Origin of the sequence: Nocardioides nanhaiensis, assembly GCF_039542785.1 — a bacterium.
In the GTDB taxonomy this organism is placed as follows: domain Bacteria; phylum Actinomycetota; class Actinomycetes; order Propionibacteriales; family Nocardioidaceae; genus Nocardioides; species Nocardioides nanhaiensis.
In genome coordinates this window covers 956,795-972,704 of sequence record NZ_BAABIM010000001.1, presented here as the reverse complement: position 1 = coordinate 972,704, position 15,910 = coordinate 956,795, and the positions used below count along the sequence as shown (strand labels likewise).

Below are 15,910 nucleotides of genomic sequence, written 5' to 3'. Positions count from 1 at the left end.
GCCTCACCCCGTGAGCGGCGGCCCCCAGATCCCCGGATTCACCTACCTGCAGCACCTCGGCAGCGGGGGGTTCGCCGACGTCTACCTCTACGAGCAGCAGTGGCCGCAGCAGCGGGTCGCCGTCAAGGTGGTGCGCCCCGACGTCGCGCTCACCGAGCGCGAGAAGAGCCTGTTCACCGCCGAGGCCAACGCGATGGCGCGGCTGGCCGACCACCCCTACATCGTCTCGGTGATCACCGCCGGCGTCACCGAGGGTCGGCCCTACCTGGTGATGCGCTACTGCCCGCCGCCCGACCTCGGCGTCCGGGTGCGGGCGACCCCGATGGGCACCGCCGACGCGATCGCCACCGGCGTCAAGCTGGCCAGCGCCGTGGAGACGGCGCACCGCTCCGGCATCGTGCACCGCGACATCAAGCCGAGCAACGTGCTGGTCACGAGCTACCAGGAGCCCGCGCTCACCGACTTCGGCATCGCAGGGCACCTGCACGAGGTCGACGCCGACGACGAGGTCCGGATCTCCTACCCGTGGTCGCCGCCCGAGCTGCTCGAGGGGCGCAGCAACGGCTCGGTCGCCTCCGACGTCTACTCGCTGGGCGCCACCATCTGGAACCTGCTCACCGGCCGCTCCCCGTTCTCGGTGCCCCAGGGCGACAACTCCGCGCAGGCCTTGACGGCGCGCATCCTGCACACGCCCGCCCCGCCGACCCACCGCCGCGACGTGCCGCCCGGCCTGGAGCGGCTGCTCGCCCAGTGCCTGGCCAAGGACCCCGCGCACCGGCCGCGCACGGCCCTCGAGGTGGCCCGCTCGCTGCAGCGCATCGAGGCGGAGGCGGGCTTCTCGCGCACCGCCATCGCGGTCGAGGGAGACCGCCCCGACCCCGCCTCGTACGCCGGCGGCACCGACGGCGGCGACCAGACCTACGTCAAGCCGATCACGGTGATCCCTGCCTCCGGCCCCCGCGCCGCCCAGGTGGAGGCCTCGCGCGGCATGACGCCGACCGAGGTGCCACCGACCCCGACCTCCTCGCGGCGAGCCGGGGTGCTGTGGGCGGTGGCGGCCGTCGTCGTGGCGGCCGGGCTCACCGCCTGGCTGGTGCTCGGGGGTGGTGACCCCGACGAGGACTCCGCCGCGACGCCGAGCCCCACCCCGAGCACGCCGCTCTCCCTGGCGCCGCCCGCACCCCTCGAGCAGCCCCGGGTGCGCGCCGAGCGGACCGGGGCGGTCGTCACCTTCCGGTGGAGCGCTCCCGGCGGCGAGCAGGTGGGCGACACCTGGGAGTGGCGGCGCACCGACACCGGCGAGAGCGAGCGGACCACCGACACCTCTCTGGAGGTTCGCGCTGCGGACCGCGTGTGCCTGCAGGTGACGCTGGTGCGCGGCCCCACCGCCTCCCCCACCACCAACCGCTGCGTGGAGTGAGCAGCCGTCCCCGACGAAGGAGGGGACGGCGTCGCGAGCGAAGGTCGAGTGAGTGAGCAGCCGTCCCCGACGAAGGAGGGGACGGCGTCGCGAGCGAAGGTCGAGTAGCCCTTCCCCGTGAGCCTGCGAACGGGGACCAGGGCGTATCGAGACCCACCGACTCACGGACCGAGCACCACTCGGAGCCGCGCACCAGCCGCAGCCGCACAGGAGGGCAGTCCGGCCACGCAGGGGATCTCGGTACGCCGTCCCTCGCTCCTCGGGACAGCCCTGCCCGATCACCGGTCGTCGGTGCCGCCGTAGGACGCAGCACGCCCCCGGGCGGACCCGGGGGCGTGCTGGTGGAGCGAGGGGCTCAGCGACTCACGGGGTCGGCTGGGTGGGGGGCGGCGGGGTGACCTCGCGCAGGCTCTCCTGCTCGCCCTCCTCGCGGTTGCGCTTGTCCTTGGCCAGGCTCGCGACGGCGGTGATGGCCAGCGTCACGATGATGACGCCGAGGCTGGCCAGCGTCGGCACCTCCCACTCGATCACCGGCTCGCCGCCGTTGATGAAGGGCAGCTCGTTCTCGTGCAGCGCGTGGATGACCAGCTTGACGCCGATGAACGCCAGGATGAACGAGAGGCCGAGCGAGAGGTAGACCAGGCGCTTGAGCAGGCCGCCGAGCAGGAAGTACAGCTGCCGCAGACCCATCAGCGCGAAGACGTTGGCGGTGAAGACCAGGTACGGCTCCTGGGTGATGCCGAAGATCGCCGGGATCGAGTCGAGCGCGAAGAGGATGTCGGTGGTGCCGAGCGCGATGATGACGATCAGCATCGGGGAGATGACCCGCGCGCCGTTCTCCTTCCAGAACAGCTTCAGGCCACGCCACTCCTCGCCCACGTTGAGGCGCCGGCGGGCGAAGGCCACGATCTTGTTGTCCTCGGGTTCCTCGTCGTCGTGGGCCCGGTAGCTCTGCACGAGCTTGACGGCCGTGTAGACCAGGAAGGCACCGAAGATGTAGAAGATCCAGCTGAAGTTGGCGACCAGCTGGTAGCCGAGCGCGATGAAGATGCCGCGGAAGATCAGCGCCAGGATGATGCCCACCATGAGGGCCTCCTGCTGGTACTTCCGGGGCACCGCGAGGCTCGACATGATGATGATGAAGACGAACAGGTTGTCGATGGAAAGGCTGTACTCCACCAGCCAGCCGGTCAGGAACTGGGTGCCGTAGAGGTCCCCGCTGTCGTCACGGCCGGCGGTCAGGAAGATGTAGGCCGCGAAGGCGAGCGCGCCGCTGATGTAGACCGAGAGCGCGATCGCGCACTCCTTCATCGACGGCTCGTGCGGGTTGCGGGCGATGACGATGACGTCGAAGAGCAGCACCGCGCAGGTGATGCCGATCGTCAGTCCCCACGCGAGGGGTGAAACATCCACAGGGTTCTCCTGGACTGGAAGGATGGCTGGTCCGCCTGAGGTCTCTCCCGCCGGCGCTTGCCGACCCCCGGCCCCGGCCCGGTTGCCTGGGCGTGCTGACGAGACCGAGGAGTGAGGATACTCCCCTCCTGCGGTACCCAGACTGTCACGCTTTGCGCGCAGCCGGGCAATCCGACGGCGTCCGCGGACGCCGGGCGCGGCGGGTCAGTCCGCGAGCGGGCCGAAGGGAGCGCCGCGCGCGGTCAGCTGGGCCTCGCCCCCGTCGAGCGCGGTGAGCACCCAGGCCCCGTGCTCGGTGAGCACGAAGGTGTGCTCGTGGTGGGCGGCCCACGCACCGTCCTGGGTGACCACCGTCCAGTCGTCGTCGAGCACGCGGGTGCGGTGGGTGCCGAGGGTGACCATGGGCTCGACGGCGAGCGCGAGCCCGGGCACGAGCCGGGGTCCGCGCGGCCCGGAGTAGTTGGGGACGTCGGGGGCCAGGTGCATGGCCGTGCCGATCCCGTGGCCGGTGTAGTCCTCCACGATCCCGTAGTGACCGGCGCCCTGCACCGACCCCTCGACGGCGCGCGAGATGTCGCCGACGCGGCCGCCGGTGCGTGCGGCGGCGATGCCGTCCCACATCGCGCGCTCGGTGACCCGGTCCAGCTGCGCCGCCTCCGGCGTGGTGCCGGCGCCGACGGCGAGGGTGATGGCGGCGTCGCCGTGCCATCCCTCGACGATCGCCCCGCAGTCGATCGAGACCAGGTCGCCCTCGGCGAGCACCCGGGACCCCGGGATGCCGTGCACCACCTCGTCGTTGACCGAGGCGCAGATGGAGGCCGGGAACCCCTGGTAGCCCTGGAAGGACGGCACGGCGCCGGCACCGCGGATCGAGTCCTCGGCGACGGCGTCCAGCTCGGCCGTGCTGATGCCCGGCCGGACGGTGGCCCGGAGCACCTCGAGGGTGCGTCCCACCACCAGTCCGGCACGGCGCATCAGCAGCAGCTGCTCGGGGGTCTTGATCTCCAGTCGCGGACGGCCCAGCACGGCTAGGGCATGCCTCCCCGTACGGATGCGCGGCGCCAGCCCCGCCCCGGCGGCACGTGTGCGGCGTTGCCGATCCTTCGAAGACGCCCAGTCTGCGCTCGGACCGGCGCCTTGCCCCCGCACCACCGGGACGAGGCTGGCATCCACGCCGCACGGAGAGACATGCCCTGGCCCGTCCCTAGGACTCGGGCAGGTCGTCGAGCGCGGCGAAGATCCGCCGGGTGATCTCCTCGACCTCGCCCAGGCCGTCGACCTCGCGCAGGATCCCGCGCTCGCGGTAGGTCTCGATGAGCGGCGCGGTCTGCTCGGCGTACACCTCCTGGCGACGCCGGATGACCTCCTCGGTGTCATCGGCCCGGCCGTCGGTCTGCGCGCGCTGGAGGAGTCGCTGGACGATCTCCTCCTCGTCGACGGTGAGCACGATCGCGGCGTCCAGGCGGTGCCCGGTGTGGGCGATCATCCCGTCGAGCTCCTCGACCTGGGCGACCGTGCGGGGGTACCCGTCGAGCAGGAAGCCACCCTCGGCGTCCGGCTCGTCGATGCGGTTGCGCACCATCTTGTTGGTCACGTCGTCGGGCACGTACTCCCCGGCGTCCATGTAGCGCTGGGCCTCCTTGCCCAGGGGCGTGCCCTCGGAGACGTTGGCGCGGAAGATGTCGCCGGTGGAGATCGCCGGGATCGAGTAGTGCTGGGCCACGAACGTGGCCTGGGTGCCTTTGCCGGCTCCCGGGGGACCCATCAGGATCAAGCGCATCAGCGGAGGAATCCTTCGTAGTTGCGCTGCTGGAGCTGGCTCTCGATCTGCTTCACCGTGTCGAGGGCGACGCCCACCATGATGAGGATGGACGTGCCGCCGAACGGGAAGTTCTGGTTGGCGTCGATCAGCACGAACGCGATCAGCGGGATGAGCGAGATCAGGCCGAGGTAGAGAGCACCCGGCAGCGTGATGCGGGACAGGACGTAGGACAGGTAGTCCTCGGTCGGCTTGCCCGCCCGGATCCCGGGGATGAAGCCGCCGTACTTCTTCATGTTGTCGGCCACCTCGACGGGGTTGAAGGTGATCGACACGTAGAAGTAGGTGAAGAAGACGATGAGGCCGAAGTACACCGCCATGTACAGCGGGTGCGACTGCGTCACGAAGTAGTCGTTGAAGAACGTGATGACCGGGTTGGTGCTGGTCTGGTTGAACTGGACCGCCATGGCCGGCAGGTAGAGCAGCGAGGAGGCGAAGATGACCGGGATGATGCCGGCCTGGTTGACCTTCAGCGGGATGTAGGTCGAGGAGCCGCCGAACATCTTGCGCCCGACCATCCGGCGGGCGTACTGCACCGGGATGCGGCGCTGCGCCTGCTCGATGAAGATGACGCCCGCGACCACCACGAGTCCGATGGCGATCACGACGCCGAAGACCCACCAGCTGCCGGTGGTCTTCTGGACCTGCCACAGCGAGGCCGGGAACGTGGCCACCACCTGGCAGAAGATCAGGATCGACATGCCGTTGCCCACGCCGCGCTCGGTGATCAGCTCGCCGAGCCACATGATCACCGCGGTACCGGCGGTCATGGTGATCACCATGACCAGGAAGGTGCTCGTGCCGTCGCTGTGCAGCAGGGGCAGCTCGCACTGCAGCAGGCCGCCGGAGCGGGCCAGCGCCACGATGCCCGTGGCCTGCAGGAGCGCCAGACCCAGGGTCAGGTAGCGCGTGTACTGGGTGATCTTGGTCTGCCCGGCCTGCCCCTCCTTCTTCAGCATCTCCAGCCGCGGGATGACCACGACGAGCAGCTGCAGGATGATGCTGGCGGTGATGTAGGGCATGATCCCCAGCGCGAAGATCGTCAGCTGGAGCAACGCGCCGCCGGAGAACAGGTTGACCAGGCTGTAGAGCCCGGCGTTCTCGCCCTCCTGCGCGAGGCTGATGCACTCGCGCACGTTGGCCACGTTGACCCCCGGCGCGGGGACCTGCGACCCGGCGCGGAAGATCACGATGATCATCAGGACGAACAGCAGCTTGCGCCGCAGGTCCGGGGTTCGGAAGGCGTTCACGAACGCGCTGAGCACGAGGTCCTCTTTCGTCTGGCCAGGGTGGAACACGGCCCTGCCACGGGCCCGTCGCAGCCTAACAGGGGCTGAGTACGCGGCAGGGGCGCGGCCGGGTCTCCTCGACCGAGGAGACGGCGCGCGCCCCTGTCACGGTGGAACGTGCGAGCAGGTCAGACGACCGTGGCGTTGCCGCCGGCGGCCTCGATCTTCTCGACGGCGGAGGCGGAGAACGCCTGCGCCTGGACCGACACCTTCACCGAGATCGAGCCCTGGCCCAGCACCTTGACGGGCTGACCCTTGCGGACGGCGCCGCGGGCGACCAGGTCGGCGACGGTGACGTCGCCGCCCTCGGGGAAGAGCTGCTCGAGCTTGTCGAGGTTCACGACCTGGAACTCGACCTTGAAGGGGTTCTTGAAGCCCTTCAGCTTGGGCAGCCGCATGTGGATGGGCATCTGGCCACCCTCGAAGCCGACCGGCACCTGGTTGCGGGCCTTGGTGCCCTTGGTGCCGCGACCGGCGGTCTTGCCCTTGGAGCCCTCACCGCGGCCGACGCGGACCTTGGCCTTCTTGGCACCCGGGGCGGGGTGCAGGTGGTGCAGCTTGATCGTCATGTCACTCGACCTCCTCGACCGTCACGAGGTGACGGACGGTGTGGACCATGCCGCGGATCTCCGGGCGGTCCTCCTTGACGACGACGTCGCCGATGCGCTTGAGCCCGAGGCTGCGCATCGTGTCGCGCTGGTTCGACTTGCAGCCGATCGTCGACTTCTTCTGCTGGACCTTCAGCTGCGCCATCAGGCCGACACCTCCTGCGAGACGCCCTCGGGCACCTCGTTCTTGGCGCGCAGGAGCGCGGCCGGGGCCACGTCCTCGACCCGCATGCCGCGGCGTGCGGCAACCTCCTCGGGCTGCTCCAGCATCCGCAGCGCCTCGACGGTCGCGTGCACGATGTTGATCTGGTTCGAGGAGCCGAGCGACTTGCTCAGGATGTCGTGCACGCCCGCGCACTCCAGGACGGCGCGCACCGGGCCACCGGCGATCACACCGGTACCGGGAGCAGCCGGGCGCAGCATGACGACGCCGGCGGCCTTCTCGCCCTGGACGGGGTGCGGGATCGTGCCCTGGATGCGGGGGACGCGGAAGAAGTTCTTCTTCGCCTCCTCCACGCCCTTGGCGATCGCCGCGGGCACCTCCTTGGCCTTGCCGTAGCCGACGCCGACCAGTCCTTCGCCGTCGCCGACCACCACGAGGGCGGTGAAGCTGAAGCGACGACCGCCCTTGACGACCTTGGCGACGCGGTTGATGGCCACGACGCGCTCGATGTAGGCGTTCTTGTCGGCCTGGCCGCGACCACCGTCGCGCCCGCGGCCACCGCCCTGACGGTCACCGCCGCGCTGTCCGCGCTGGGGTCCGCTCATGAGTCTCTACCTTCTCTCAGTGTCTCTTGGGGCGATCAGAACGTCAGGCCGCCGCTGCGGGCGCCGTCGGCGAGGGCCGCGATGCGGCCGTGGTACCGGTTGCCGGCGCGGTCGAAGACGACCGACTCCACGCCCAGACCCTTGGCCCGCTCGGCGACGAGCTCGCCGACGCGCTTGGCCTTCGCGGTCTTGTCACCGTCGTGCGAGCGCAGGTCGGCCTCCATGGTGGAGGCGTAGGCCAGCGTCGTGCCCGCCAGGTCGTCGACGACCTGCACGGTGATGTGCTTGGAGGAACGGGTGACCACCAGGCGCGGACGCTCGGGGGTGCCGTTGAGCTTCTTGCGGCCCCGGATCTGGCGCCGCTGGCGCGAGCGCTGACGGTCCGCGGTGTTCTTGTTGTGCGTGAGCGAGATCGCCATCGTCACTTACCAGCCTTTCCGACCTTGCGACGGATGTGCTCCCCCGCGTAGCGAACACCCTTGCCCTTGTAGGGCTCGGGCTTGCGCAGCTTGCGGATGTTGGCGGCGACCTCACCGACCAGCTGCTTGTCGATCCCGACGACGCCCAGGCGCGTGGGACCCTCGACGTTGAACGTGATGCCCTCGGGGGCGTCGACGATGATGGGGTGGCTGTACCCGAGCTGGAACTCCAGCTGGGTGGGGCCCTTGGACAGGACGCGGTAGCCGACACCGTGGATCTCGAGCCGCTTCTCGTACCCCTCGGTGACACCCACGACCATGTTGTTGATCAGCGTGCGGGTGAGGCCGTGCAGCGAGCGCGACTCACGCTCGTCGTCGGGGCGACGGACCTCGAGGGTGCCGTCGGTCTGCTCGATGGTGATGGGGCGGCGGATGCTGTGGGACAGCGTGCCCTTGGGGCCCTTCACGGTGACCAGCGCGTCGTCGATCGCGACGTCGACACCGGACGGGACCGCGATGGGGAGCTTGCCAATGCGCGACATGCTTCTTCTCTCCTTCGGTCTCTAGGTAGTCCGGGTCACCAGACGTAGGCGAGGACTTCGCCGCCCACGCCCTTCTGGTTCGCCTGGCGGTCGGTGAGCAGGCCCTGGCTCGTGGAGATGATGGCCACGCCGAGGCCGCCGAGCACCTTGGGCAGGCCCGTGCTCTTGGCGTACACGCGCAGGCCGGGCTTGCTGATGCGGCGCACACCGGCGATGGAGCGCTCGCGGTTGCGGCCGTACTTGAGGGTGATGGTGAGGGTCTGGCCCACGCCCTCGTTGTCGGTCACCTCGAAGGAGGAGATGTAGCCCTCCTGCTGCAGGATCTCGGCCACGCCCTGCTTCAGCTTGCTGTACGGCATCGCCACCGCGTCGTGGTACGCCTGGTTGGCGTTGCGCAGACGGGTCAGCATGTCTGCGATCGGGTCGGTCATCGTCATGGTTCTGGGTTCTCTCTTCTCTGCGGTTTCCGCGCGCCGGGGGCGTCGCGGACCTTCAGCGGTCGTGGTGGGTGGTGATCACCAGGAGGACTTGGTGACACCGGGCAGCTCGCCGCGGTGCGCCATCTCGCGCAGGCAGATCCGGCACAGGCCGAACTTGCGGTAGACGGCCTTGGGCCGGCCACAACGCTGGCAGCGCGTGTAGCCACGCACCGCGAACTTGGGCTTGCGGGCTGCCTTGACCTTCAGTGAAGTCTTCGCCATCGGTTTCTCCTCAGTCCTGCTCAGCGCTCGGCGAACGGGAAGCCGAGCTGCTTGAGCAGCGCGCGACCCTGGTCATCGTTGGTGGCGGTGGTGACGATCGTGATGTCCATACCGCGGGTGCGATCGATCTTGTCCTGGTTGATCTCGTGGAACATGACCTGCTCGGTCAGACCGAAGGTGTAGTTGCCACGCCCGTCGAACTGCTTGGGCGAGAGGCCGCGGAAGTCGCGGATGCGGGGCAGCGCCAGCGAGAGCAGGCGGTCCAGGAACTCCCACATGCGGTCGCCGCGCAGCGTCACGTGGGCGCCGATCGGCATGCCCTCGCGCAGCTTGAACTGGGCGATGGACTTGCGGGCCTTGGTGACCAGGGGCTTCTGGCCGGTGATCGCGGTGAGGTCGCGCACGGCGCCCTCGATCAGCTTGGAGTCGCGGGCTGCCTCGCCCACACCCATGTTGACCACGATCTTGGTCAGGCCGGGCACCTGCATGACGTTGGCGATCTCGAACTCCGACTTGATCGCGGGGAGGATCTCCTCGCGGTAGCGGGTCTTGAGTCGCGGGGTCACCGGCGCGCTGACGGTGGTCTCGGTGGTCTCGGTGGCGGTGTCGGTCATCAGATGTCCTTGCCGGTCTTGCGGGAGATGCGGACGCTGCGCGTCGCGGCGTAGGTGGAGCCGTCGGGACGGCGCTTGAGCACCTCGTCACGACGGAACCCGATGCGGGTCACGACACCGTCCTCGACCAGCATCACGTTGGAGACGTGGATGGGGGCCTCGGTGGTGATGATCCCGCCGGTGTTGCCGGCGCGACCACCCTGGTCGACGACCTTGGTGTGGCGCTTGACGCGGTTGACGCCCTCGACGATCACGCGCTGCTCCTCGCGGAGCACCTTGATGACCTTGCCTTCGGCGCCCTTGTCGCGGCCGGCGATCACCTTGACGGTGTCGCCCTTCTTGATATTCACAGAGTTCTTGCCCATGACTCAGAGCACCTCCGGTGCCAGCGAGATGATCTTCATGAAGCGCTTCTCGCGCAGCTCGCGACCCACGGGGCCGAAGATGCGGGTCCCGCGCGGCTCGCCGTCGGTCTTGAGGATCACCGCCGCGTTCTCGTCGAAGCGGATGTAGGAACCGTCGGCGCGGCGGCGCTCCTTGACGGTGCGCACGATGACGGCCTTGACGACGTCGCCCTTCTTGACGTTGCCGCCGGGGATCGCGTCCTTGACGGTGGCGACGATGGTGTCACCGATGCCGGCGTAGCGACGACCCGAGCCGCCGAGCACGCGGATGCAGAGGATCTCCTTCGCACCCGTGTTGTCGGCGACCTTGAGCCGCGACTCCTGCTGAATCACTGTTGTCTCCTTGTCACCCGGTTCTCACCGGTGGTGAGCCTGGGGGAACGTGTCTGCCCGTGGGGACGGGCGATGATTACTTGGCCTTCTCGAGGATCTGGACGAGGCGCCAGCGCTTGGTGGCCGACAGCGGCCGGGTCTCCATGAGGAGGACGCGGTCGCCGACGCCGCACTCGTTGTTCTCGTCGTGGGCCTTGAGCCGGCTCGTGCGGCGCATGACCTTGCCGTAGAGGGCGTGCTTGACGCGGTCCTCCACCTCGACGACGACCGTCTTGTCCATCTTGTCGCTCACCACGAGGCCCTCGCGGACCTTGCGGGCGTTGCGCTGGGGAGCGCTGGTGTTCTGCTCGCTCACGCGGCACCGTCCTCGTCCTCAGAGCCCGGAGCGGTCCGGATGCCGAGCTCGCGCTCACGCACCACGGTGTAGATCCGGGCGATGTCCTTCTTGACCGTGCGGAGCCGGCCGTGGCTCTCCAGCTGGCCGGTGGCGGCCTGGAACCGGAGGTTGAACAGCTCCTCCTTGGCCTCGCGCAAGCGGGCCTCGAGGTCGATGTCGTTGAGCTCGTCGAGCTCGTGGGCCTTGACACCCTGGGCCATCAGAACTCACCCGCCTCTCGCGAGATGAACCGGCACTTCATGGGCAGCTTGTGCATCGCGCGACGCATCGCCTCGCGAGCGGTCTCCTCGTCGACGCCGGCGAGCTCGAACATGACGCGGCCGGGCTTGACGTTGGCGATCCACCACTCGGGAGATCCCTTTCCGGAACCCATGCGGGTCTCGGCGGGCTTCTTGGTGAGCGGGCGGTCGGGGTAGATGTTGATCCACACCTTGCCGCCGCGCTTGATGTGGCGGGTCATGGCGATACGTGCCGACTCGATCTGCCGGTTGGTCACGTAGTGGCCCTCGATGGCCTGGATGCCGAAGTCACCGAAGGCCAGCGTGGTGCCACCCTTGGCCGCGCCACGGCGGTTGGGGTGGTGCTGCTTGCGGTGCTTGACACGACGGGGCATCAACATGGTGCTCAGCCCTCCTGCGGGGTCTCGGCGGGGGCCGCGGCCTGCTCCTGGGGAGCAGTCGTGGTCTCCGCGGCGGGGGCCTCGCGGTCCGAGCGCGAGGGGCGGTCGCCGCGCGAGCCACGGCTCGGGCGCTCGCCACCACGCTGCGGACGCCCGCCGCGACCGGGGACCCCGGCGCGGGCGGCGGCCTGGGCCTGGCGCTCGGCACGGGAGCCGGCGACCTCGCCCTTGTAGATCCAGACCTTCACGCCGATGCGGCCGAAGGTCGTCTTGGCCTCGTAGAAGCCGTAGTCGATGTCGGCACGCAGCGTGTGCAGGGGCACGCGGCCCTCGCGGTAGAACTCCGTGCGCGACATCTCGGCGCCGTTGAGGCGGCCCGAGCACTGGATGCGGATGCCCTTGGCGCCCGAGCGCATCGAGGTCTGCATGGCCTTGCGCATGGCACGGCGGAACTGCACGCGACCGGTGAGCTGCTCGGCGACGCCCTGGGCGACCAGCTGTGCGTCGATCTCGGGGTTCTTGACCTCGAGGATGTTCAGCTGGACCTGCTTGCCGGTGAGCTTCTCGAGGTCGCCGCGGATGCGGTCGGCCTCGGCGCCGCGGCGACCGATCACGATGCCGGGGCGGGCGGTGTGGATGTCGACGCGGACCCGGTCACGGGTGCGCTCGATCTCCACCTTGGAGATGCCGGCCCGCTCCATGCCCTTGGAGAGCAGCTTGCGGATCGCGACGTCCTCGCCCACGTAGCTCTTGTAGAGCTTGTCGGCGTACCAGCGCGACTTGTGGTCGGTCGAGATGCCCAGGCGGAAGCCGTTGGGGTTGATCTTCTGGCCCATCAGGCACCCTTTCCGTTCTTGGTGGCCGCGACCACCGACGCCGGCTGGACGGCCAGCGTGATGTGGCTCGTGCGCTTGTTGATCCGGGTGGCCCGGCCCTGCGCACGAGGACGCCACCGCTTCATGGTGGGGCCCTCGTCGACCTGGGCGATGGAGACCACGAGGTCCCCGGCGTCCAGGCCCTCGGCGGTCTCGGCGTTGGCGATCGCGCTCTCGAGGACCTTGTAGACGGTCTCGGAGGCGGCCTGCGGCGCGAACTGCAGGATCGCGAGGGCGTCCTCGACGGGCAGGCCGCGGACCATGTCGACGACACGGCGGGCCTTCATCGGGGTGATCCGCACGAAGCGGGCCCGGGCGAAGGCGCCCGGCGCGTCGCCGAGCAGCGACTCGCGGCGGGCGCTGGTGCGCTGGCGCTCTGCGGCACTCATCGGCGGCGTCCCTTCCTGTCTTCCTTGACGTGACCGCGGTAGGTGCGGGTCGGGGCGAACTCGCCCAGCTTGTGACCGACCATGGAGTCGGTGACGAAGACCGGCACGTGCTTGCGGCCGTCGTGCACGGCGATCGTGTGACCGATCATGGCCGGCACGATCATCGAGCGGCGCGACCAGGTCTTGATGACGTTGTGGCTGCCCTTGTCGTTCTCGGCGTCCACCTTCTTCATCAGGTGGTCGTCGACGAAGGGGCCCTTCTTCAGGCTGCGAGGCATATCTCTTACTTCCTACCCTTGCCGGTCTTGCGGCGACGGATGATCTGGGAGTCGCTGGCCTTGCGCTTGCGCGTGCGACCCTCGGGCTTGCCCCACGGCGACACCGGGTGGCGACCACCGGAGGTCTTGCCCTCGCCACCACCGTGCGGGTGGTCGACGGGGTTCATGACGACACCGCGGACGGTCGGGCGCTTGCCCTTCCACCGCATGCGGCCGGCCTTGCCCCAGTTGATGTTGGACTGCTCGGCGTTGCCGACCTCGCCGACGGTGGCGCGGCAGCGCACGTCGACGAAGCGCATCTCGCCCGAGGGCATGCGCAGGGTCGCGCGGCTTCCCTCACGGGCCACCAGCTGCGCGCTGTTGCCGGCGGAGCGGGCGATCTTCGCGCCGCCCCCGGGCCGCAGCTCCACGCAGTGGATGGTGGTACCGACCGGGATGTTGCGCAGCGGCAGGTTGTTGCCGGGCTTGATGTCGGCCCCGACGCCCGCCTCGACGGCCATGCCCTGGCGCAGGTCCTTGGGGGCGATGATGTAGCGCTTCTCCCCGTCGGCGTAGTGCAGCAGCGCGATGCGTGCGGTGCGGTTGGGGTCGTACTCGATGTGGGCGACCTTGGCCGGGATCCCGTCCTTGTCGTAGCGACGGAAGTCGATGATCCGGTAGGCGCGCTTGTGCCCGCCACCCTGGTGCCGCGTGGTGATCCGGCCCTGGTTGTTGCGGCCGCCCTTCTTGGGCAGCGGACGGGTCAGCGACTTCTCGGGGGTGGTGCGGGTGATCTCGACGAAGTCGGCGACCGAGCTGCCCCGGCGCCCCGGGGTGGTCGGCTTGTACTTGCGGATAGCCATGTCAGAGTTCCTTCACTCGCCCGGTCAGCTGACCGGACCTCCGAAGATGTCGATGCGGTGACCGTCGGCGAGGCTGACGATCGCGCGCTTGGTGTCCTTGCGCTTGCCCAGCCCGTTGCGCGTCCGGCGGGTCTTGCCCGACCGGTTGAGCGTGTTCACCGAGGTGACCCGGACGCCGAAGATCTTCTCGACCGCGATCTTGATCTCGGTCTTGTTGGCGTCGGGGCGCACCAGGAAGGTGTACTTGTTCGCGTCGAGCAGGCTGTAGCTCTTCTCGGAGACGACCGGCGCGATCAGGACGTCGCGGTGGTCCTTGTGCAGCGTGCTCACTGGTCGGCCTCCTCGGCGGTCGCGGTGCTGTTCGAGGCGCCGCGCACGAACGCGTCGTAGGCACCCTGGGTGAAGACGACGTCGTCGGCGGCCAGCACGTCGTAGGTGTTCAGCTGGTCGGTGAAGATCAGGTGCACCTGCGGCGCGTTGCGCAGCGAGAGCCAGGTCAGGTTGTCGCTGCGCTCGAGCACCACCAGGAGGCGGGGCCGGTCGCTCAGCGAGAGCAGGGCCTTCAGCGCGGCACGCGTGGAGGGCGCCTCACCGGTGACCAGCGACTCCACCACGTGGATGCGGCCGTTGCGGGCCCGGTCCGAGAGGGCACCGCGCAGGGCGGCCGCCTTCATCTTCTTGGGGGTCCGCTGGTCGTAGCTGCGCGGCTGCGGGCCGTGCACCACGCCGCCGCCCACGAACTGCGGGGCGCGGGTCGAGCCCTGGCGCGCGCGGCCGGTGCCCTTCTGCTTGTAGGGCTTGCGGCCACCGCCGCGGACCTCGCCGCGGGTCTTGGTGGCGTGCGTGCCCTGGCGGGCCGCGGCCAGCTGGGCCACGACGACCTGGTGCATCAGCGGGATGCTGACGTTGGCGTCGAAGATCTCGCCGGGCAGGTCGACCTGGACGGTCTTGACGTCGGCGTTCTTGGCGTTCTCAGCCATGCTCAGGCCTCCTGGCTCTTCTTCGCGGCGGAGCGCACGAGGACCAGGCCGCCGCGGGGGCCGGGAACGGCACCCTTGAGCAGGATCAGGCCCTTGTCGGCGTCGATCGCGTGGATGGTCAGGTTCTGGGTGGTGACGGTGTCGCTACCCATGCGTCCGGCCATCCGCACGCCCTTGAAGACGCGGCCCGGGGTGGCGCAGGCGCCGATGGAACCGGGCTTGCGGTGGTTCTTGTGGGCACCGTGGCTCGCGCCCACGCCGTGGAAGCCGTGGCGCTTCATGACACCGGCGAAGCCCTTGCCCTTGCTGGTCGCGGTCACGTCGATGACCTCGCCGGCGGCGAAGGTGTCGACCCCGATCTCCTGGCCGAGCGTGTACTCGGAGGCACCGGCGGTGCGCACCTCCACCACGTGGCGACGGGGGGTGACCCCGGCCTTGGCGAAGTGACCACCCTCGGGCTTGTTGACCTTGCGGGCGTCGATCTCGCCGAAGCCGATCTGCACGGCGTTGTAGCCGTCGGTCTCGGGCTGGCGCACCTGGGTCACCACGTTGGTGCCGGCGGCGATGACGGTGACCGGGACGATGCGGTTGTTCTCGTCCCACACCTGGGTCATGCCGAGCTTGGTGCCCAGCAGGCCCTTCACGTTGCGTTCGATCGTCATGATGTCCGTCCTCGACCTCAGAGCTTGATCTCGATGTCGACGCCCGCCGGCAGGTCGAGCCGCATGAGCGAGTCGACGGTCTTCGGCGTGGGGTCGATGATGTCGATGAGGCGCTTGTGGGTGCGCATCTCGAAGTGCTCGCGAGAGTCCTTGTACTTGTGGGGCGAGCGGATGACGCAGTAGACGTTCTTCTCGGTCGGCAGCGGCACCGGGCCGGCGACCTTGGCACCCGTGCGGGTGACGGTGTCCACGATCTTCCGCGCCGAGGTGTCGATCACCTCGTGGTCATAGGCCTTGAGCCTGATGCGGATCTTCTGTCCCGCCATAGGTCAGTCTCGTCCTTCTACTCGTCTGGCATCTCTTCGCCACGTGTCTGCCGGGCGTCCCCCCGTGTGGGTCGGCCCCGCCCTGGCTCCACCCCGCCCCGCCGACCCCCGCGGTCGGGCGTGTCGCACAGTGGACGACGCTCGAAGCGGGTGTTGCGGTGCTGTTCGGGGCACCCGACAGTTCGTCGGGCTGATCGGGTCTCCGCCGCGGC

General features: G+C 69.3%; 26 protein-coding genes. 1 reads left to right on the top strand and 25 read right to left on the bottom strand.

Annotated elements, in window-relative coordinates; translation table 11 throughout:
• Positions 1-10: 10 nt before the first annotated feature.
• A complete protein-coding gene (locus ABD948_RS04725) occupies positions 11-1,420 on the top strand; it encodes a serine/threonine-protein kinase (RefSeq protein WP_345263153.1) in 1,410 nt (469 codons plus the stop codon).
• Positions 1,421-1,783: 363 nt separating this feature from the next.
• On the opposite strand, the gene ABD948_RS04720 is transcribed toward ABD948_RS04725, so the two are convergent.
• The 25 genes from ABD948_RS04720 to rpsJ all read right to left on the bottom strand — a co-directional run bounded on the left by ABD948_RS04720 (position 1,784) and on the right by rpsJ (position 15,698).
• Complete coding sequence (locus ABD948_RS04720; protein ID WP_345263151.1) at positions 1,784-2,833, bottom strand: TerC family protein; 1,050 nt, start codon at positions 2,831-2,833, stop codon at positions 1,784-1,786.
• A 204-nt stretch (positions 2,834-3,037) separates the two neighbouring features.
• The gene (map, locus tag ABD948_RS04715; RefSeq protein ID WP_345263149.1) at positions 3,038-3,859 is read right to left on the bottom strand and encodes a type I methionyl aminopeptidase; all 822 of its coding nucleotides are present in this window, start codon (positions 3,857-3,859) and stop codon (positions 3,038-3,040) included.
• Between the two features lie 178 nt (positions 3,860-4,037).
• Positions 4,038-4,613 (bottom strand): adenylate kinase, encoded by a 576-nt coding sequence (locus ABD948_RS04710; protein WP_345263147.1) that lies wholly within the window; start codon positions 4,611-4,613, stop codon positions 4,038-4,040.
• Positions 4,613-5,917 carry a preprotein translocase subunit SecY gene (secY, locus tag ABD948_RS04705; protein WP_345263145.1) on the bottom strand — a complete coding sequence of 435 codons (1,305 nt, stop codon included), beginning with the start codon at positions 5,915-5,917 and terminating at the stop codon, positions 4,613-4,615. The genes ABD948_RS04710 and secY overlap by 1 nt, the downstream gene beginning before the upstream one ends.
• A 152-nt stretch (positions 5,918-6,069) precedes the next feature.
• Entirely contained in the window at positions 6,070-6,510 is a 441-nt protein-coding gene (gene rplO, locus ABD948_RS04700; RefSeq protein ID WP_345263143.1) for a 50S ribosomal protein L15, read from the bottom strand.
• A gap of 1 nt (position 6,511) precedes the next feature.
• The gene (rpmD, locus tag ABD948_RS04695; RefSeq protein ID WP_345263141.1) at positions 6,512-6,694 is read right to left on the bottom strand and encodes a 50S ribosomal protein L30; all 183 of its coding nucleotides are present in this window, start codon (positions 6,692-6,694) and stop codon (positions 6,512-6,514) included.
• Complete coding sequence (rpsE, locus tag ABD948_RS04690) at positions 6,694-7,317, bottom strand: 30S ribosomal protein S5 (RefSeq protein WP_345263139.1); 624 nt, start codon at positions 7,315-7,317, stop codon at positions 6,694-6,696. The genes rpmD and rpsE overlap by 1 nt, the downstream gene beginning before the upstream one ends.
• 35 nt (positions 7,318-7,352) lie before the next feature.
• Positions 7,353-7,736, bottom strand: a complete 384-nt coding sequence (gene rplR / locus ABD948_RS04685) for a 50S ribosomal protein L18 (protein ID WP_345263137.1) — start codon at positions 7,734-7,736, stop codon at positions 7,353-7,355.
• A 2-nt stretch (positions 7,737-7,738) separates the two neighbouring features.
• Positions 7,739-8,278: a 50S ribosomal protein L6 gene (rplF, locus tag ABD948_RS04680; protein WP_345263135.1), complete on the bottom strand. Its 540-nt coding sequence runs from the start codon at positions 8,276-8,278 to the stop codon at positions 7,739-7,741.
• A gap of 35 nt (positions 8,279-8,313) precedes the next feature.
• Positions 8,314-8,715, bottom strand: coding sequence for a 30S ribosomal protein S8 (rpsH, locus tag ABD948_RS04675; protein ID WP_345263133.1), 402 nt, complete (start codon positions 8,713-8,715; stop codon positions 8,314-8,316).
• Positions 8,716-8,793: 78 nt separating this feature from the next.
• Entirely contained in the window at positions 8,794-8,979 is a 186-nt protein-coding gene (locus tag ABD948_RS04670; RefSeq protein ID WP_010831721.1) for a type Z 30S ribosomal protein S14, read from the bottom strand.
• A gap of 20 nt (positions 8,980-8,999) precedes the next feature.
• Positions 9,000-9,593 carry a 50S ribosomal protein L5 gene (gene rplE, locus ABD948_RS04665; protein WP_345263129.1) on the bottom strand — a complete coding sequence of 198 codons (594 nt, stop codon included), beginning with the start codon at positions 9,591-9,593 and terminating at the stop codon, positions 9,000-9,002.
• On the bottom strand, positions 9,593-9,958 hold the full coding sequence (rplX, locus tag ABD948_RS04660) for a 50S ribosomal protein L24 (protein WP_345263127.1): 366 nt from the start codon (positions 9,956-9,958) through the stop codon (positions 9,593-9,595). The genes rplE and rplX overlap by 1 nt, the downstream gene beginning before the upstream one ends.
• Positions 9,959-9,961: 3 nt before the next feature.
• Positions 9,962-10,330, bottom strand: a complete 369-nt coding sequence (gene rplN, locus ABD948_RS04655; RefSeq protein WP_345263125.1) for a 50S ribosomal protein L14 — start codon at positions 10,328-10,330, stop codon at positions 9,962-9,964.
• Between the two features lie 76 nt (positions 10,331-10,406).
• Positions 10,407-10,685 carry a 30S ribosomal protein S17 gene (rpsQ, locus tag ABD948_RS04650; protein ID WP_345263123.1) on the bottom strand — a complete coding sequence of 93 codons (279 nt, stop codon included), beginning with the start codon at positions 10,683-10,685 and terminating at the stop codon, positions 10,407-10,409.
• A complete protein-coding gene (rpmC, locus tag ABD948_RS04645; protein WP_345263121.1) occupies positions 10,682-10,927 on the bottom strand; it encodes a 50S ribosomal protein L29 in 246 nt (81 codons plus the stop codon). Before rpmC ends, rpsQ begins: the two co-directional genes overlap by 4 nt.
• The gene (gene rplP, locus ABD948_RS04640) at positions 10,927-11,346 is read right to left on the bottom strand and encodes a 50S ribosomal protein L16 (RefSeq protein ID WP_345263119.1); all 420 of its coding nucleotides are present in this window, start codon (positions 11,344-11,346) and stop codon (positions 10,927-10,929) included. The genes rpmC and rplP overlap by 1 nt, the downstream gene beginning before the upstream one ends.
• Positions 11,347-11,351: 5 nt before the next feature.
• Positions 11,352-12,182, bottom strand: coding sequence for a 30S ribosomal protein S3 (gene rpsC, locus ABD948_RS04635; RefSeq protein WP_345263117.1), 831 nt, complete (start codon positions 12,180-12,182; stop codon positions 11,352-11,354).
• A complete protein-coding gene (rplV, locus tag ABD948_RS04630; RefSeq protein WP_345263115.1) occupies positions 12,182-12,610 on the bottom strand; it encodes a 50S ribosomal protein L22 in 429 nt (142 codons plus the stop codon). The genes rpsC and rplV overlap by 1 nt, the downstream gene beginning before the upstream one ends.
• The gene (gene rpsS / locus ABD948_RS04625; protein ID WP_110182960.1) at positions 12,607-12,888 is read right to left on the bottom strand and encodes a 30S ribosomal protein S19; all 282 of its coding nucleotides are present in this window, start codon (positions 12,886-12,888) and stop codon (positions 12,607-12,609) included. Before rpsS ends, rplV begins: the two co-directional genes overlap by 4 nt.
• A 5-nt stretch (positions 12,889-12,893) precedes the next feature.
• Positions 12,894-13,730, bottom strand: a complete 837-nt coding sequence (gene rplB / locus ABD948_RS04620) for a 50S ribosomal protein L2 (protein WP_345263111.1) — start codon at positions 13,728-13,730, stop codon at positions 12,894-12,896.
• Positions 13,731-13,754: 24 nt separating this feature from the next.
• Entirely contained in the window at positions 13,755-14,060 is a 306-nt protein-coding gene (rplW, locus tag ABD948_RS04615) for a 50S ribosomal protein L23 (protein WP_345263109.1), read from the bottom strand.
• Positions 14,057-14,710 (bottom strand): 50S ribosomal protein L4, encoded by a 654-nt coding sequence (gene rplD / locus ABD948_RS04610; protein ID WP_345263108.1) that lies wholly within the window; start codon positions 14,708-14,710, stop codon positions 14,057-14,059. The genes rplW and rplD overlap by 4 nt, the downstream gene beginning before the upstream one ends.
• 2 nt (positions 14,711-14,712) lie before the next feature.
• On the bottom strand, positions 14,713-15,372 hold the full coding sequence (gene rplC / locus ABD948_RS04605) for a 50S ribosomal protein L3 (protein WP_425576527.1): 660 nt from the start codon (positions 15,370-15,372) through the stop codon (positions 14,713-14,715).
• A 17-nt stretch (positions 15,373-15,389) separates the two neighbouring features.
• Positions 15,390-15,698: a 30S ribosomal protein S10 gene (gene rpsJ, locus ABD948_RS04600; protein WP_008360994.1), complete on the bottom strand. Its 309-nt coding sequence runs from the start codon at positions 15,696-15,698 to the stop codon at positions 15,390-15,392.
• Positions 15,699-15,910 lie beyond the last annotated feature (212 nt).

Coding starts and splice junctions, on each gene's coding strand:
- ABD948_RS04710 (WP_345263147.1), bottom strand. CDS start 4,613: ATGCGCTTGATCCTGATGGGTCCCCCGGGAGCCGGCAAAGGCACCCAG.
- rplO (WP_345263143.1), bottom strand. CDS start 6,510: ATGACGATCAAGCTGCACCACCTGCACCCCGCCCCGGGTGCCAAGAAG.
- rpmD (WP_345263141.1), bottom strand. CDS start 6,694: ATGGCGCAGCTGAAGGTCCAGCAGAAGAAGTCGACGATCGGCTGCAAG.
- rpsE (WP_345263139.1), bottom strand. CDS start 7,317: ATGAGCGGACCCCAGCGCGGACAGCGCGGCGGTGACCGTCAGGGCGGT.
- rplR (WP_345263137.1), bottom strand. CDS start 7,736: ATGGCGATCTCGCTCACGCACAACAAGAACACCGCGGACCGTCAGCGC.
- rplF (WP_345263135.1), bottom strand. CDS start 8,278: ATGTCGCGCATTGGCAAGCTCCCCATCGCGGTCCCGTCCGGTGTCGAC.
- rpsH (WP_345263133.1), bottom strand. CDS start 8,715: ATGACGATGACCGACCCGATCGCAGACATGCTGACCCGTCTGCGCAAC.
- ABD948_RS04670 (WP_010831721.1), bottom strand. CDS start 8,979: ATGGCGAAGACTTCACTGAAGGTCAAGGCAGCCCGCAAGCCCAAGTTC.
- rplE (WP_345263129.1), bottom strand. CDS start 9,593: ATGACCGACACCGCCACCGAGACCACCGAGACCACCGTCAGCGCGCCG.
- rplX (WP_345263127.1), bottom strand. CDS start 9,958: ATGGGCAAGAACTCTGTGAATATCAAGAAGGGCGACACCGTCAAGGTG.
- rpmC (WP_345263121.1), bottom strand. CDS start 10,927: ATGGCCCAGGGTGTCAAGGCCCACGAGCTCGACGAGCTCAACGACATC.
- rplP (WP_345263119.1), bottom strand. CDS start 11,346: ATGTTGATGCCCCGTCGTGTCAAGCACCGCAAGCAGCACCACCCCAAC.
- rpsC (WP_345263117.1), bottom strand. CDS start 12,182: ATGGGCCAGAAGATCAACCCCAACGGCTTCCGCCTGGGCATCTCGACC.
- rplV (WP_345263115.1), bottom strand. CDS start 12,610: ATGAGTGCCGCAGAGCGCCAGCGCACCAGCGCCCGCCGCGAGTCGCTG.
- rpsS (WP_110182960.1), bottom strand. CDS start 12,888: ATGCCTCGCAGCCTGAAGAAGGGCCCCTTCGTCGACGACCACCTGATG.
- rplB (WP_345263111.1), bottom strand. CDS start 13,730: ATGGCTATCCGCAAGTACAAGCCGACCACCCCGGGGCGCCGGGGCAGC.
- rplD (WP_345263108.1), bottom strand. CDS start 14,710: ATGGCTGAGAACGCCAAGAACGCCGACGTCAAGACCGTCCAGGTCGAC.
- rplC (WP_425576527.1), bottom strand. CDS start 15,372: ATGACGATCGAACGCAACGTGAAGGGCCTGCTGGGCACCAAGCTCGGC.
- rpsJ (WP_008360994.1), bottom strand. CDS start 15,698: ATGGCGGGACAGAAGATCCGCATCAGGCTCAAGGCCTATGACCACGAG.